We start from the raw sequence: 14,392 nt of genomic DNA on the forward strand, positions 1-14,392 counted from the left end.
TCCCAAAGGCGTGAAAACCGGAGCTGTATTAGGATCGGAGGCATTCCGGATACGTTCCAGCTTCAGGGAACTTAATCCACGTGATACGTGGGATAATCTATATAACCTGCATCTCGCCCGGTATAGAACGTATCCTTATCAGAAACAGCCATCGGCCATCCGTTCTTCATGCGTTTAACGAGATCTGGATTGGCTATGAAAGGACGCCCAAATGCGATTAAGTCGGCAAAACCCTCCCTGAGTGCCATTTCTGCGCGCTCCTGTGTATAGCTGCCCGCTGCGATGAGGGTACCTTCGTAGGCCTTGCGAAACTTTGTCAGGAAGCCAGCAGGAATGGCCTGAGCTCCGAGAGATTCCTGATCGCTCAAGTGCACATATGCGAGATATCGACGACGTAGTTCGATACCCAAAGATAACCAGGTATCCTGCTCATCATCAAAGCCATGCATATCCTGCAGGCGGCCAAAGGGTGCTATACGGATACCTGTCAGATGACTCCCGATGGCTGCAGAGACGGCATCCACAGTTTCCAGCGTAAACCGCAGACGATTGGCAATATTACCGCCATAACGATCTGTTCTGTCGTTAAGTCCACCATTGATAAATTGCTCGAAGATGTAGCCGTTAGCAGCGTGGATTTCCACACCGTCAAAACCCGCCTCGATAGCATTTTTAGCCGCTCGAACGAAATCCTGCGTCACCCGCGGGACTTCATCCGTTGCTAATGCGCGTGGCTGGCTGTGAAATACGCGCACAGACTGACAGTTATCACCGGGAATGTGAGTGGTGCAGCCTTCTGCAACGCGTGAGACGGAGCTGACCGGTGCCTGCCCATCAGGCTGGTGAGCAATGTGTGAGGAACGTCCTACATGCCAAAGCTGGATGAAAATTTTCCCACCTTGCGCATGTACTGCCTCAGTCACCTTTTTCCAGCCCTCTATCTGTTCGTCAGTGTAAATTCCCGGCGTGTACGCTTGTCCACGACCTTCCATTGAAACAGGTGAACCTTCGGAAACAATTAAACCTGCTGTTGCGCGCTGGCGATAGTAGGTGACCATACTGTCAGTGGGAACAAGGTTATAAGCCCGCGATCGGGTCATTGGGGCCATAACGACACGATTATTAAGACTTATTCCATTCATTGTGTAGATATTCAATAACTCGCTCATTCTGTCTCCTGAAGCCATTTCATGGTAAAAATCTGTTAGCAACGATCTTTAGTTCATCATTGATGATTACTTCGCTGCATCCCGCAGAGCCTGCTTCATAAAGACGACAGAGCTTTCCAGAGCCTGTACGGCTTCTGGCTGCAGCGTGGAGAAGAAATGCCAGGCGTGGAACATACCTGGCCAGACTTCCAGATTTACGCGAACGCGGTTGTCACCCAGATGAGTTGCCAGACGCATCGCGTCGCTCAGCATCAGTTCGTTTTCGCCAATCTGAACCAGCACCGGCGGCAGACCCGTTACATCGGCAAACACGGGTGATGCCATTGGGTGATTAGGCAACGCATCGCCCAGAAATATGCGTGCCAGGAAATCCAGACCGGCCTTGGTGTTCAGAGGATCAAGGCCTCCCCGGTTGGTCATGGAGACGCCCGTGTGCTCAAGGTTGGCCCATGGGGAAATAGAAACACCGCCGGCTGGAAGCGGCAGGCCCTTATTGCGTGCAGCAACCATAACGGTAACCACCATCGCTCCGCCCGCAGACTCGCCCGCCAGTACGATTTTGCTGGCGTCAAAGCCCCGTTCAATTAACCACTCATACGCACGAACGGTATCGGTAACGGGCGTAGGGAAAGGATACTCCGGCGCCAGACGGTAATCCGGCATGTAAACCCGTGCGCCCAGCATGCTGGCGTAGTTACCACCAATACCGTGATAGCCCGCCGGTTCGCCGACAATGTAAGCCCCGCCGTGGATGTACATAACGATGGCATCAGTTTCAAGGTTGTCGGGAGTCACCAGCGTTCCCGGTACGCCCCCCATGTCGACCTCAGTAAAACTCACACCGGCAGGTGCAGGATTATTAGCCAGCATTCGGGTATAGGCGTCACGCACCTCACTCATAGGCGTTAGGATATCCTCACCCGTTAGGATTGGCCCCAGGCCGGCCAGGCTTTCTGACCATTCTTTTACGGCTTGCTTGGTTTGTTTATTCAGCATTTTTATTCCTGTTTGTATTTGCGTTAAAAAATAGCAGGAACCTATAATATATAAACATTTAGGGAATGTGCTTCCCGTATCAGGGTACGTTAACGCCCGTATTGGATGAGATAAATAAAGCATGGAGATCAACAGCATTGGTGATATCGCCGCGTTCGTCGCGGCTGTAAAAGCCGGGAGTTACACCCACGCCGCGGGTTCCCTCGGGCTCACACGTTCTGCCATTGGCAAGAGTATTGTCAGGCTCGAAACGCGTATGGGGGTTCGTCTCCTTAACCGTACCACCCGGAGTCTGAGTCTGACCGATGAAGGGAGGGTCATGTTCGATCGTTGCCGACAGATACTGGATGATCTGGAAGAGGTCGATGCAGCCATGGCCATGCGCAGGGGTAAGCCAACGGGGACTCTCCGGCTGAGTGCGCCGCTTTCTTTTGGGCAGCGCCATATCCTCCCCATTCTGGATGTTTATCTGAAAAAGTGGCCGGAACTTCGTGCGGAGGTGTCCTTTAGCGACAGGTTTGTTGATCTTATTGAAGAAGGCTTTGATATTGCCATTCGCATCGGTGAACCTCGCGATGACTCCCGCATTCTTACCCGAACGATTGCTTCGCAGCACATTGTCACTTGTGCATCTCCCGAGTATTTATCCTCACGGGGCGTTCCAGAAACACCCGCAGACTTAACCAGGCATGACACTATTTTTCTTCTGAGTGCAGAAAAGAGACGCAGTTGGCGGTTTGCAACTCCGGAAGGCACTTTTGTTTATGAAGGACCCGGGCGGCTTAACCTCGACAGTTCGGAAGCCATGCGGGCATCGGCAATTGCCGGATTTGGTATAGTCCACTTACCTACCTATTTGCTTGGAGAAGATTTGCGTAGCGGTAAGTTAATACCGGTGCTTGAGGAGTTTCCTTTCCCTCCGGAACCTGTCCGACTCATTTATCCCAGTAAACGACATTTATCACCGCGAATTCGGGCCTTTATAGACCTGCTAGTGGAAAGCTGGGAGCAAGGTTTTCCATGGGAATGAATGGGTAGCAGTAAACAACGCAATCCCTCATAAACTCAGTTGGCGGCCGATATCCTGAGCACCAGCATGCCGGGCACCTCGTCGGCATGCAGACCGGCCTGCAGGTAAATCTTTTCGCCCTGGCCGGGCTGGCCGAAATGAAAACTGGTGAATTGGCGCTGCCCCCCCAGGGCATGTTCAGGTAACTTATGATGTTTACTTTTCATTGGACGCCCTATCTGTGGAAAAAAAAGCCCGGCTTGATCGAATCGACAAAAAAATCCTTGAAATACTGTGCCGGGATGGCCGCATTTCCTATCAAAAGCTCTCCGAGCAGGTCAACCTGACCGCTCGCCCCTGCCAGGAACGGGTACGCGGGCTGGAGCGCGACGGCATTATCCGCGGCTACAGCGCCATTATCGAACTGCCGGAACCGGAACATGCCTTTGTGATACAGGCGCAAATCTCGCTGGCCGATCACGGCCATTCGCAGCCGGCGTTCGAGCAGGAAATACGCAATACCCCAGAGGTGCTGGATTGCTGGCTGGTGAGCGGCAGTTTCGATTTTCTGGTGCGCATCGGCTGCCGCAGCATGGAAAGCTACCGGCTGCTGGCCGACGCCTGGCTGACCAGTAAAAAATTCCGGGTGGATAAAATCGTTACGCTGACCGAGTTGCAATCCATCAAGCGATCCTGAGCCGCCTCAGTCACGGCGAATAAAGGCCAACCAGCGCCGTTCTGCCCGTGAAAACAGGAAGATCAGCAGGAAGGTGCAGAGCAGATAAAGCGCCGCCGCCATCAGGAAGGGAATAAACGGCGAATAGGTGGCGGCATAAAAAGCACGCGCCACTCCGGTAATATCCAGCAGCGTCACCGTGCTGGCCAGTGAAGTGGCATGCAGCAGAAAGACCATCTCGTTATTCAACGCCGGAATTCCCCGCCGTAACGTCGCCGGCAACACCAGCCGGCGAATTATCTGCCACTGGCTCATGCCAAACGCCTCACCGGCGACCCACTCTTGCCTGGGAAAGGTGCCCATCATGCCGGCCAACAGCTCCGCGACGTAGGCGCTGGTATTGAGCACCAACGCCAGCGTGGCGCAAAAGGTGGCGTCACGAAACAGCAGCCAAAAAGGCTGATCGTCCTGCCAGCCCAACTGCACCACGTCGAACTGCGACAGGCCGTAGTAAATCAGCATCAATTGCAGATACAGCGGCGTACTGCGGAAAAAATAGGTGATGCCACGGATCAACCAGGAGAGCGAGCGCGGGCCATACACCTGGCCGACCGCCATCAGCACCGCCAGCAGCAGGCCCGGCACCACCGACAGCAAAAACAGTTTGGCCGTCAGCGCCAGCCCGGTCACATCCGAGCCGTCGCTCCACAAAAAACTGGGTGCCACATCCAGCATATCTTGCAGAGTCATCAGCGAGCTCCTGCAGCGGTCGAGGAAGCCAGAGCGTAGCGGCGCGCCAGCAGGCTAAAGCCCCAGCTGGAGATCGCAGTAATCACCATATAGATCAGCGCCACCAGGAAATAGAACAGGAAAGGTTTTTGTGTTGCCCGCCCCGCTTGCTCCGCCAGCCACACCATGTCCTCCAGCCCCAGGATCGACACCAGCGCCGAGGCTTTCATCAAGCCGAGCCAGTTATTGTTGATCCCGGGAATGGCGAAACTCAGCATTTGCGGCAGCAGAACGCGGCGAAACACCTGCCCTGGGCGCATGCCGTAGGCCATTGCCGCTTCCAGCTGGCCGCGCTCGACGGTGAGAAAAGCGCCGCGAAAGGTTTCCGTGTAGTAAGCGCCAAACACGAAACCAATCGCCAGCACGCCGGAGATAAAGGTGTTGAAGCGCAGCGGCCCCAGCCCCAGCAGGCCAAGAAAGCCGTTGACCAGCATTTCGCCGCCAAAGAACAGCAGCAGCATAATCACCAGTTCGGGAATGCCGCGCACCAGCGTGGTGTAACCCGTCGATAACCAGCGCAGCCAGCGCGGGCCAAACAGCTTGATCAGCGCATTAATCAGGCCGAGCGCCAGCGCCACCGCCACCGCCAGCGAAACCAACATCACGCACAGCGACAGCGCCGCGCCGTGAGCCAGCAACGGCAAATACTCGATGACCATTCCCGGCCTCCCATTCTTGACTTCATGCCGGGCCAGCCGGCCCCAGCGCGCCGGTTTAGCCGCCGTAAATGTCGAAGCTGAAATACTTTTTCTGGATAGCGTCATAGGTGCCGTCGGCACGGATGGCCTTAATGGCGCCGTTGAGTGCGTCACGCAACGCCGGGTTGTCTTTGCCTACCGCGATGCCCACGTCAGAAGAGATGCTGCTGTCCGTAATCGCCGGGCCGGCGAAGGCAAACTTTTGCCCGCGTGGGGTGTCGATAAAGCTGCTGGCCGCCTGGGTATTATCCTGCAACGACGCATTAATCCGCCCGGACATCAAATCCAGATAGACATTGTCCTGGTTGGCATAAGAAACGATCTTCACGCCCTGTCCGCCCCAATGTTTCTTCGCGTAGGTTTCATGAATGGAACCGGTCTGCACGCCTACCGTTTTGCCTTTCAGGCTGGCGGCATCCGGCAGCAACGGGCTGCCCTTGCGCGCCACCAACTGCGCCGAGCTGCGGTAGTAGCGATCGGTGAAATCCACTTCTTTCTTGCGCTCGTCGGTGATGGTCAGCGACGCGATAATGGCATCGAACTTACGCGCATTAAGCGCCGCGATCATGCTTTCAAAAGGCTGTTTGACGAAAACGCATTTGGCCTGCAGCTGCGTACACAGCGCATTGGCGATATCGATGTCAAAACCGGTGATCTCGCCGCTGGGCGAAAGCACGTCAAAAGGCGGATAACCGCCATCGACGCCAAAGCTGATGGTATCGAAAGACTGGGCCGCCGCCGGGCCACCCAGGGCCAGGCTGGTCAGTAGAACCGCTAATGTTTTTTTCATGACTGAGATCCCCGGTGAAAGAAAGCGCTAGAAACGAAGTGACAGACAGGTCAGGCCGCCGTCCATTTTTTTAAATTCGCTGGTGTCGAGCTGAACGACAGGCATGCCCAACTTTTCGATTTGGGCCAACGTGTGCGGGTAACCCTGTGGGGTAATCAAGGTATCGTTGATCCACAGCGTGTTGCCGGCGTAGGACTCCGTTTCGGGGATAACGATGGCGTTAAAACCGCTAAAGGCAGGATGGCGCCGGTAGTCTTCCGTCAGTAGCAGGGTATTGCGGCCAACATAGTTGACGATGGATTTCAGGTGCAGCCCGGCGCTGACTTCAATGGCGGTCACCCGGTAGCCATAGGGCTCGACCGCAGCGGCAAATTCGCCAATGCCGGCTTCATCGGTGCGCGCCGTCAGGCCAATAAAAAACTGACGGTCGACCAGCAGCACGTCGCCGCCGTCAAGGTGGCCGTGCCGGCTCATCCGCACCACCGGGCGCTCGCCTGCAAACAGCGGCGCAATGGTGTCAACCTCACCCTGGCGGCTCGGCGCACCCGGATGGGTGATCACGGCCAGCTCCGGCATCACCACAGCCGTATCTTCCACAAAGTGGGCGTCCGGGAAGGCCGGGGCCGCCGGTAACACCGTCACTTTCAGCCCCAGGCGCAGTAAGGTATCCACATAGGCCAAAAACTGGCGGCCGGTGGCGGCGATATCCGGCGCGCCCAATTGAGCGGTGGTCTGGCCGCTGCCGCAGCTATCGGCAGGCAGTCTGGCAATGGCTTGAGTAAAGTGCATGGGCGATTCTCTCGAATGAAATGGACAGTAGGTGTTCTTCGATTATCAAACAGATACTCTCGCCAATCAGGTTGAATCCGCCCGCAGAAACTTTACATTTACGCTGTTTATCGCCCCGCTGACGACCTATTCCGCTGTGGAGCCTACCAGGCCGTCGCCCTCACGGCAGTGGCGCCTGTGCGCCGGTGATGCGTGGCATCACCTCTTTCATCAGCTCAAGGAATTTACGCAACCGCGCCGGATAATAACTGGCATAGGGGTAAAGCAGGTAAATCGGCAAGGGCGCAGCGTGCCAGTCCGGCATCAACGGGGTAAGCAGCCCCTGCTCCAGATCCTGTTTGACCACCCAGGACGACAACATGGCCACCCCCACGCCGTTCAGCGCCGCCTTGCGCACGGCATAAAGGCTGTCGGTGCTCAGCCTGGGGACGATGTCAAAACGGAAATCTTCGCCGCTGGCGGTATGCGTCAACGTCACTTCATTGCGATAAAAACTGTTTAGCGCCAGCCAGGGCAACTGCGCCAAATCACCGATCTGCGCCAGCGGCGTATGGCGCGCCAGCAGTTCAGGCGCGGCCACCACAATGCGCGGTACCTGCGCCAGCAGCACCGCGACCACCGAAGGATCGGTCACCGCACCGACGTGGATCGCGCAGTCCACGCCTTCTGGAATGAAATCGGGTGAATGATCGTTGAGCGTCCACTCCACGCTGGTCTGACGATAGCGTTGCAGGTAATCCCCCAAGGGGCCAATCAGTTGATCCTGGCCAAAGGCATGCGGCGCGCGCACCCGCAATACGCCCACGGGTTCATCACGCACGCCGCGCAGTTCATCCTCCATGATTTGCCAGTGCTCAATCAGCTTGCGTGCGTGCTGATAACAACGCTCGCCGTCGTCCGTCAGCTTCATGGCGTGAGTCGTACGCTGGATTAATTTAACGCCAAGCAGTTGCTCCAGCACCTGGAGACGCCGGCTGATGGTGGGCTGCGAAGTGTTCATTTGCGCCGCCGCAGCCGAGAGGCTGCCGCTGTCGACAATGCGTACCAGAGTTTGCAGCATGGCTATACGGTCGCCATTGGGAAATGGATTTTTATTCATACGTATTACGTATAACAGTTTTACCTGTACTGGGGCTACAGTTTCCGCCGAAAACTGGCAAGAATAGCTCCACTTTACTCGTTCTGGATAACCATCATGAGCCTGATTTCATCAGCTACCACCGCGCCTGACCCTGCGCTTTCCGCCAAAATCGTTTTCCTGCTGGCCGCCGGTGCCGGTCTGAGCGTGGCGTCCATTTACTACAGCCAGCCGATGCTGAGCATTATGGGCGATACGTTCCACGCCGGGGTCAGTGATACCGGCATGGTGCCCACGCTGACCCAGGCGGGCTATGCGCTGGGCATCCTGCTGCTGGCCCCGCTGGGCGACCGTCACGATCGCCGCCAGATCATTCGGATAAAAGGCGTGCTGCTGGCACTCACCCTGCTGCTGTGCGGTTTTTCTTCTTCATTTCCATTGTTGTTGCTCAGCAGCCTGGCTGTCGGTTTGGCCGCTACGGTGGCGCAGGACATTATCCCGGCGGCCGCCACACTCGCTTCAGACGCCAACCGGGGCAAAACGGTGGGCACGGTGATGACCGGGTTGCTGGCCGGCATTTTACTCTCGCGCGTGTTCAGCGGCGTGGTGGCGGAATATTTCGGCTGGCGCAGCGTTTATATGCTGGCGGCATTGGGGGTGCTGGTCATCACCCTCACGATCGGCGCGGTACTGCCGCGTTTTAAACCCAATACCACGCTGAGCTACCCGGCGCTGCTGCGCTCATTGGGGAAACTGTGGGCCGATTACCCGGAACTGCGACGTGCGGCGTTGGCTCAGGGCTTGTTGTCGGTCGCGTTCAGCGCTTTCTGGTCGACGCTGGCGGTCATGCTGGCGGAAAAATATCAGCTTGGCAGCGCAGTAGCCGGCGCTTTTGGGCTGGCAGGCGCGGCCGGTGCGCTGGCCGCCCCCCTGGCGGGCATGCTGGCCGATCGTCACGGGCCGGACTATGTCACTAAAATCGGCGCCGCCATGGTGGTGTGTTCATTCGCTCTGATGTTTCTGCTGCCCTGGCTTCCGCTGCCCGCACAGCTGGCGCTCATCGCGCTGAGCGCGGTAGGTTTTGATCTCGGTATCCAGGCGACGCTGGTGGCGCACCAGACCATTATTTACGCCATCAACCCGGCTGCCCGCAGCCGCCTGAATGCCATCCTGTTTACCCTGGTGTTTATCGGTATGGCGAGCGGTGCCGCTCTCGGCAGCAAAGTCCTCGAAAGCGCCGGTTGGCCTGGCGTGGTGTTGCTGGCCACGCTGGCGGCGGCGGGCGGCCTGGCGCTGCGAATGCTGGCCAAGCGCACCCCGCGCACCGTCGCCTGAGTAATGAAACCATCCGACAATAGCCGCAGATCCTGCGGCTATTGTTGATTGGCGGCCACAAACTCCGCCAGATCCTGCTGAGTGATGGTTTTATAAGGCACCCAGTTGTAAGCCTCGGTCTTTTGTTTTTCCAGCAGCGCCTTGGTGACCTGCACCGCCCCGGTTGCCTGCCCTTTGGCGTCCTGGAAAATGGTCAATACCATGCCACCGTTTTTAATAAACTGCAGGCCGTCCGGCGTACCGTCAATGCCCGCCACCAGGATGCTTTTGTTTTTAGCCTGGTTCAGCGCCATGATGGCGCCAATCGCCATTTCATCGTTATTGGCGGCGATAGCGTCGATCGGTCGGCCGTTCAGCAACCACCCGGACACCACATCCACCGCTTCATTGCGCTGCCATTTGGCGGTCTGCTTTTCCAGTACCTTCATGTCCTTATACTTGGCGATCACCTCTTCCACCGCGCGGGTACGTTCGCGCGCCTCTTCGTTGGACAGGGCCCCCATCAGGATCGCCACATTGCCGCGATAATTCATCCGTTTCGCCAGCGCCTCCATTTGCAACTTGCCCCCCTCCGCCGAGTCCGATCCCACATACGCCATGGCATTACCCAGCTTAACTTCCGGTTTGCGGTTGACGAAAATCAGCGGGATGTGGGCCCGCTCGGCGGCATCCATCATCGGCTTCACGCCCTGGGTATCCACCGGGTTGAGGATAATGGCGTCCACCCCCAGGTTGATAAAGTCGTCCACCTGCTGTACTTGCAGCGCCACGTCGCCTTTGGCATCGACAAACTGGCCGTCCATGTTCAAGCGCTTAAGCTCGCTCGCCATTTGCGAGCGTAAAATGGACACGAAGTTGAGATCGAAATTGGCCAGCGCGACGCCGACCTTATAGGTTTTCGCCTGGGCGCCAAAGGCCAGAAACAGGCTAAGCAATATCAACGGCAAGCTTCTGATTTTCATGATGTCATCCTGTAGGTTGAGATAAATTTATTATTAAAATCAATGCATCACTCTTTATCCCGGGCAACAGACCACTGCCCGGGTTTACTGCGGTTATAAAATGAAATGGTCGCGGAACTGTTGCAGCGCCGCGGTGCTGTCATCGGATGCCCATCCTTCCAATGCCACTACGCCCCGATAGCCGATCTCGTCCAACGCGCGGGCGATGGCCCGGTAGTTGATTTCACCGGTCCCCGGCTGTTGTCGCCCCGGTACGTCGGCCACCTGGATTTCGCCGATCGCCGGTCCGCAACGGCGAATAAGCTCAATGAGATTACCCTCGCCGATTTGCGCATGGTAAAGATCGAGGTTCATCTTCAGGCCAGGGCTGTTGACCGCCTCAACCAAGGCCAGCGTGTCGCAGGCTTTGGCAAAGGGCGTGCCCGGATGGTCCCGCGCCAGGTTGAGGTTTTCCAGCGTGAACACCTTGCCGGCGCGCTCACCCCGTTGCGCCAGTTTGCCCAGCGTATCGGCCGCCTTCAGCCACATGGCACCGGTCACCACCTCTACCGGCTTCACCGGCAACCCCTTGGGATCCAGGCCGGTGCCGTGCAGATTCAGGCTGGGGCAGTTCAGCCGCTGCGCGATGGCGAGCGACCGTTCCGCCGTTTGCAACAGTTGGGAGATATCCTCATCGTCGGTCAGGTTGCCGGCGAGATAACCGGTCATCGAAGTAAAACGCGCGCCGGTACCAATCAGCGCATCAAGATCTTTGTTTTCCCAGTTCCAGATCTCGACGCCGAAGCCGAGCGCATGAATACGCGCTACCCGTTCAACAAACGGCAGATCGAGAAACACCATCTCGGCGCACACGGACAGCTGATATCCGGCCATTATTGTCCCCCCAGCTTGATCGGTTTGCCCTGTTTCACCGATTCGATACAGGCCAATGCAATCTCCAGCGCATTGCGGGCGTCCTGTCCGGTCGCGCGCGGCGTTTCCCTCTGCTGGACACAGCGGGCGAATTCAGTCAACTCCGCCACATAAGCGTCATGCAGCAGATCGGTATCCTGACGCGAGGTTTCGATGGCGATGCCGCCGGCGTGATACCGCACACAGTTATTCAGGTTGATATTGCCCGCCTGCAGCATCCCTTTGCTGCCAAACACCTCGCCGCGCACGTCGTAGCCGTAGACCGCCTGGAAGTTGGCTTCTGCGGTGGCGATAGCGCCGTTATCAAAACGGATAGTCACCACGGCGGTGTCCAGTAGCCCCTTATCCTTGAAGTCCGGGCGCACCAGCGCATCCGCCAGCGCATACACCTCAACCGGACGGGCACCCGGGTTGAAGTGCAACAGCGTGTCAAAATCGTGGATCAGCGTTTCCAAAAAAATGGTCCAGGCGGGGATCGGCGCCGGATCGCGCAACTGCGGATCGCGCGTTACCGATCGGGAAAGCTGGGTAACGCCATTCTCCCCCTCCTTTACGGCCGCAATGGCGGCGGCAAAGCCGCTGACAAAGCGGCGATTAAACCCCACTTGCAGCACGACGCCCGCCTGTTTTGCGGCGGCGATGGCCCGATCCGCCTCTTCCAGCGTGATGGCCATAGGTTTTTCGCAGAACACATGCTTACCGGCCCGGGCGGCGGCAATCACCCATTCCGCATGGGTACGTGCCGGGGAGGCAATGACTACCGCCTCAATTTCGCTGTCATCCAGCATGCTCTGCAAATCGCTAAAGGCGTTGACGCCCAGCCTGTCCGCCAACCGCTGCGCGGCGCCCGGCAGCGGATCGGCCACAGCGGCCAAAACGGCGCCCGGCACGCGCCGCGCCAATGACTCCGCATGGAAACTGCCCATGCGGCCGGCACCAATCAGACCAACGCGCAAGTTTTGGGGTGAATGACTCATAGTGATTCCTTATGTGGATTAACGCCCTTGTCGGGCTACGGAGTTCACCGTGGGTATTGCAAAGGAGATGCCAGCTCGAAAAGCGGGGAATTTGTGAGGCGCTGCACAGATAGTCACAACAGAGTGACAACTAAATTGACATGTCAATTTCACATGTCAATAAAATGAACATTACATTCCAAACTGGAGAACCGCATGCACACTGCCGCCGGACTGATGCCGATCAAAGATGAGAGCGACCCGATTTTCAGCCTCCCGGAAGGCCCGGAGGCCGGTGAATGGGACAGCCTGTTTTGGCAAGGCTGGCAGGCGTTTAACGAGGGTGGGCAACCCGGCTGGATCCGCAAGTCGATCTTGCAATCCTGGCAGCGTTCGCGCGAAAACGGCATTGACCCCGAGGAATTCGTGTATCACTCGCCGCCGGCAGATAAGTTGCAGGCGATTCTGGCGCAAAATAGCGAGCTGATTAAGGTGGCGCACAGCATTATGGAAAACCTGCTGGCCTACAACCCTGACGGCCACATCAACCTGACCGACGCCAACGGCGTCACCCTCCATTACTGTGGGGCGGATTTGACGCCGGTCGGCAGCATTCTGCGCGAGGAAGTTCAGGGCACCAACTGCACCGCACGCTGCCTGCGAGAGCAGCGCCTGGTATATGTGTTAAGCGGTGAAAACTGGAAAATGGCTCTGCGTCAGCGCCATCGCCAATGTGCGGCGGCGCCGGTGCGTAACGCCGAGGGTGTGATGATCGGCGTGCTGACGCTCACCGCCACGCCGGATAACTTCAACGCCCACACCCTGGGCACGGTACAGGCGGCGGCGGAGGCCGTCGGCCAACAGCTGCAGTTGCGCCGGCTGCTGGCGGAGCAACAGTCCATTCTGGAAACGCTGAATGAAGGCGTTATTGTCTGCGATCGCCACGGCAGGCTGAAAACCGTCAACCGTTATGCACGCCAGATTTTTGACGGACTGGAGCCTGGCGACCTGTCCCTCGACGAGTTGCTGCGCCCGCAGTCCGGCTCGCTGCTGACCATGCCGTTTTGCAACGATCGTGAAATGGTCTTTATGCCCGAAGGCAAGCCGGCCCTCTCCTGCGTGATTTCACTGATGCCCGCACCGGATGACGGCCGGGTGCTCTCCCTACGGGAGAACCAGCGTATTCGCGCTATCACCCGCCGCGTGATGGGCATCAGCGCCAGCTATACCTTTGACATGATTTACGGCCATTCCAGCCGCATACGGGAAGCCATCGCCAAGGCGCGCACCAGCAGCCGCAGCGACAGCACCGTACTGCTTACCGGCGAGAGCGGCACCGGCAAAGAGCTGTTTGCCCAGGCGATCCACAACGGCAGCGCACGCAGCAACGAGCCCTTCGTTGCCGTTAACTGCGGCGCCTTGCCGCGCGATCTGGTGCAGAGCGAGCTTTTCGGTTACGTGGATGGCGCCTTTACCGGCTCGCGCCGTGGCGGTTCCGCCGGCAAATTTGAGCTGGCGGATGGCGGCACCCTGCTGCTCGATGAAATCGGCGAAATGCCGCTGGATGCGCAAACCAGCCTGCTGCGCGTGCTGCAGGAGAGTGAAGTCTTGCGGGTCGGCGCCACCCATCCGGTGAAGGTCAACGTGCGCATCGTGGCGGCCACCAATTGCGATCTGGCACTGGCAGTGGAAAAAGGCGCTTTCCGGCGCGATTTGTATTACCGCCTGAACGTCATCTCCCTCTCGGTTCCGCCGCTGCGAGAACGACGGGAAGATATCGTCGGGCTGGTTAACGGCTTTGTTCACAAACTCTGTACGCGCATGAAAAAGATCCCGCCGCAGGTATCACCGCAGGCGATGGCCTGCCTTAGCGCCTGGCGCTGGCCGGGCAACGTGCGCGAACTGGAAAACCTGGTGGAACGAATGGTGAACCTGTGCGAAGGGCTGCAGATCGACGTGGGCGATCTGCCGGAGGAAATCACTCGTGATTGCACTGAACCTGACGCAGCCCCTTCAGCCAGGCTGGAAGATAACGAACGGACCCATATCATGCAGGTGATTGGAGCCAGTGGCGGCAATCTGCGGCAGGCCGCGCGGCTGCTCGGGCTATCGCGCACCACGCTGTACAATAAAATCAATAAATGGCAGATCGATTTGACCCTGTTGCGCCCTGAGCGGCCGGCTTGACAGGGCTGCGGCGGCATTCGATGATGAGGAAATCTTACCGCCCAGG

The 14,392-nt window shown here is 57.8% G+C and carries 14 protein-coding genes and 1 pseudogene; 4 read left to right on the plus strand and 11 right to left on the minus strand.

Annotated features, from left to right (window positions below):
- Positions 1-71: 71 nt before the first annotated feature.
- Together D4100_RS02070 and D4100_RS02075 are read right to left on the minus strand one after the other, a co-directional pair.
- Entirely contained in the window at positions 72-1,169 is a 1,098-nt protein-coding gene (locus tag D4100_RS02070; RefSeq protein WP_119802830.1) for an alkene reductase, read from the minus strand.
- A gap of 66 nt (positions 1,170-1,235) precedes the next feature.
- Positions 1,236-2,165 (minus strand): alpha/beta hydrolase, encoded by a 930-nt coding sequence (locus D4100_RS02075; protein WP_119802832.1) that lies wholly within the window; start codon positions 2,163-2,165, stop codon positions 1,236-1,238.
- A gap of 121 nt (positions 2,166-2,286) precedes the next feature.
- Here D4100_RS02075 and D4100_RS02080 point away from each other — a divergent pair, with 121 nt between their 5' ends.
- Positions 2,287-3,195 (plus strand): LysR family transcriptional regulator, encoded by a 909-nt coding sequence (locus D4100_RS02080; RefSeq protein WP_004944446.1) that lies wholly within the window; start codon positions 2,287-2,289, stop codon positions 3,193-3,195.
- Positions 3,196-3,251: 56 nt separating this feature from the next.
- Here D4100_RS02080 and D4100_RS02085 read toward each other — a convergent pair.
- A pseudogene (locus D4100_RS02085) lies at positions 3,252-3,401 on the minus strand (succinylglutamate desuccinylase/aspartoacylase family protein); the annotation flags it as partial.
- A gap of 14 nt (positions 3,402-3,415) precedes the next feature.
- On the opposite strand from D4100_RS02085, the gene D4100_RS02090 reads away from it, so the two are divergent.
- Positions 3,416-3,871: an Lrp/AsnC family transcriptional regulator gene (locus tag D4100_RS02090; protein WP_119802836.1), complete on the plus strand. Its 456-nt coding sequence runs from the start codon at positions 3,416-3,418 to the stop codon at positions 3,869-3,871.
- 6 nt (positions 3,872-3,877) lie between these two features.
- Here D4100_RS02090 and D4100_RS02095 read toward each other — a convergent pair whose 3' ends face one another.
- The 5 genes from D4100_RS02095 to D4100_RS02115 all read right to left on the minus strand — a co-directional run bounded on the left by D4100_RS02095 (position 3,878) and on the right by D4100_RS02115 (position 8,015).
- Positions 3,878-4,600, minus strand: coding sequence for an ABC transporter permease (locus tag D4100_RS02095; protein WP_119802838.1), 723 nt, complete (start codon positions 4,598-4,600; stop codon positions 3,878-3,880).
- Positions 4,600-5,298 (minus strand): ABC transporter permease, encoded by a 699-nt coding sequence (locus D4100_RS02100; protein ID WP_119802840.1) that lies wholly within the window; start codon positions 5,296-5,298, stop codon positions 4,600-4,602. Before D4100_RS02100 ends, D4100_RS02095 begins: the two co-directional genes overlap by 1 nt.
- A gap of 55 nt (positions 5,299-5,353) precedes the next feature.
- The gene (locus tag D4100_RS02105) at positions 5,354-6,127 is read right to left on the minus strand and encodes an ABC transporter substrate-binding protein (protein ID WP_119802842.1); all 774 of its coding nucleotides are present in this window, start codon (positions 6,125-6,127) and stop codon (positions 5,354-5,356) included.
- Positions 6,128-6,154: 27 nt separating this feature from the next.
- Positions 6,155-6,916, minus strand: a complete 762-nt coding sequence (locus D4100_RS02110; protein ID WP_006318382.1) for a dimethylarginine dimethylaminohydrolase family protein — start codon at positions 6,914-6,916, stop codon at positions 6,155-6,157.
- Between the two features lie 160 nt (positions 6,917-7,076).
- Positions 7,077-8,015 (minus strand): LysR family transcriptional regulator, encoded by a 939-nt coding sequence (locus D4100_RS02115; RefSeq protein WP_006318380.1) that lies wholly within the window; start codon positions 8,013-8,015, stop codon positions 7,077-7,079.
- Positions 8,016-8,111: 96 nt separating this feature from the next.
- On the opposite strand from D4100_RS02115, the gene D4100_RS02120 reads away from it, so the two are divergent.
- Positions 8,112-9,329 carry an MFS transporter gene (locus D4100_RS02120; RefSeq protein ID WP_119802844.1) on the plus strand — a complete coding sequence of 406 codons (1,218 nt, stop codon included), beginning with the start codon at positions 8,112-8,114 and terminating at the stop codon, positions 9,327-9,329.
- Positions 9,330-9,367: 38 nt separating this feature from the next.
- Here the strand turns inward: D4100_RS02120 and D4100_RS02125 are convergent, their stop codons facing one another.
- The 3 genes from D4100_RS02125 to D4100_RS02135 all read right to left on the minus strand — a co-directional run bounded on the left by D4100_RS02125 (position 9,368) and on the right by D4100_RS02135 (position 12,180).
- On the minus strand, positions 9,368-10,291 hold the full coding sequence (locus D4100_RS02125) for a substrate-binding domain-containing protein (RefSeq protein ID WP_119802846.1): 924 nt from the start codon (positions 10,289-10,291) through the stop codon (positions 9,368-9,370).
- 93 nt (positions 10,292-10,384) lie between these two features.
- Positions 10,385-11,164, minus strand: a complete 780-nt coding sequence (locus tag D4100_RS02130) for a TIM barrel protein (RefSeq protein ID WP_119802848.1) — start codon at positions 11,162-11,164, stop codon at positions 10,385-10,387.
- On the minus strand, positions 11,164-12,180 hold the full coding sequence (locus tag D4100_RS02135) for a Gfo/Idh/MocA family oxidoreductase (RefSeq protein WP_006318371.1): 1,017 nt from the start codon (positions 12,178-12,180) through the stop codon (positions 11,164-11,166). The genes D4100_RS02130 and D4100_RS02135 overlap by 1 nt, the downstream gene beginning before the upstream one ends.
- Positions 12,181-12,375: 195 nt before the next feature.
- Here D4100_RS02135 and D4100_RS02140 point away from each other — a divergent pair, with 195 nt between their 5' ends.
- Positions 12,376-14,346, plus strand: a complete 1,971-nt coding sequence (locus D4100_RS02140) for a sigma-54-dependent Fis family transcriptional regulator (RefSeq protein ID WP_119802850.1) — start codon at positions 12,376-12,378, stop codon at positions 14,344-14,346.
- Positions 14,347-14,392 lie beyond the last annotated feature (46 nt).

The organism is Serratia inhibens (genome assembly GCF_003591175.1).
Taxonomy (GTDB): domain Bacteria; phylum Pseudomonadota; class Gammaproteobacteria; order Enterobacterales; family Enterobacteriaceae; genus Serratia; species Serratia inhibens.

Coding starts and splice junctions, on each gene's coding strand:
- D4100_RS02125 (WP_119802846.1), bottom strand. CDS start 10,291: ATGAAAATCAGAAGCTTGCCGTTGATATTGCTTAGCCTGTTTCTGGCC.
- D4100_RS02140 (WP_119802850.1), top strand. CDS start 12,376: ATGCACACTGCCGCCGGACTGATGCCGATCAAAGATGAGAGCGACCCG.
- D4100_RS02120 (WP_119802844.1), top strand. CDS start 8,112: ATGAGCCTGATTTCATCAGCTACCACCGCGCCTGACCCTGCGCTTTCC.
- D4100_RS02095 (WP_119802838.1), bottom strand. CDS start 4,600: ATGACTCTGCAAGATATGCTGGATGTGGCACCCAGTTTTTTGTGGAGC.
- D4100_RS02075 (WP_119802832.1), bottom strand. CDS start 2,165: ATGCTGAATAAACAAACCAAGCAAGCCGTAAAAGAATGGTCAGAAAGC.
- D4100_RS02080 (WP_004944446.1), top strand. CDS start 2,287: ATGGAGATCAACAGCATTGGTGATATCGCCGCGTTCGTCGCGGCTGTA.
- D4100_RS02115 (WP_006318380.1), bottom strand. CDS start 8,015: ATGAATAAAAATCCATTTCCCAATGGCGACCGTATAGCCATGCTGCAA.
- D4100_RS02110 (WP_006318382.1), bottom strand. CDS start 6,916: ATGCACTTTACTCAAGCCATTGCCAGACTGCCTGCCGATAGCTGCGGC.
- D4100_RS02100 (WP_119802840.1), bottom strand. CDS start 5,298: ATGGTCATCGAGTATTTGCCGTTGCTGGCTCACGGCGCGGCGCTGTCG.
- D4100_RS02070 (WP_119802830.1), bottom strand. CDS start 1,169: ATGAGCGAGTTATTGAATATCTACACAATGAATGGAATAAGTCTTAAT.
- D4100_RS02105 (WP_119802842.1), bottom strand. CDS start 6,127: ATGAAAAAAACATTAGCGGTTCTACTGACCAGCCTGGCCCTGGGTGGC.
- D4100_RS02130 (WP_119802848.1), bottom strand. CDS start 11,164: ATGGCCGGATATCAGCTGTCCGTGTGCGCCGAGATGGTGTTTCTCGAT.
- D4100_RS02135 (WP_006318371.1), bottom strand. CDS start 12,180: ATGAGTCATTCACCCCAAAACTTGCGCGTTGGTCTGATTGGTGCCGGC.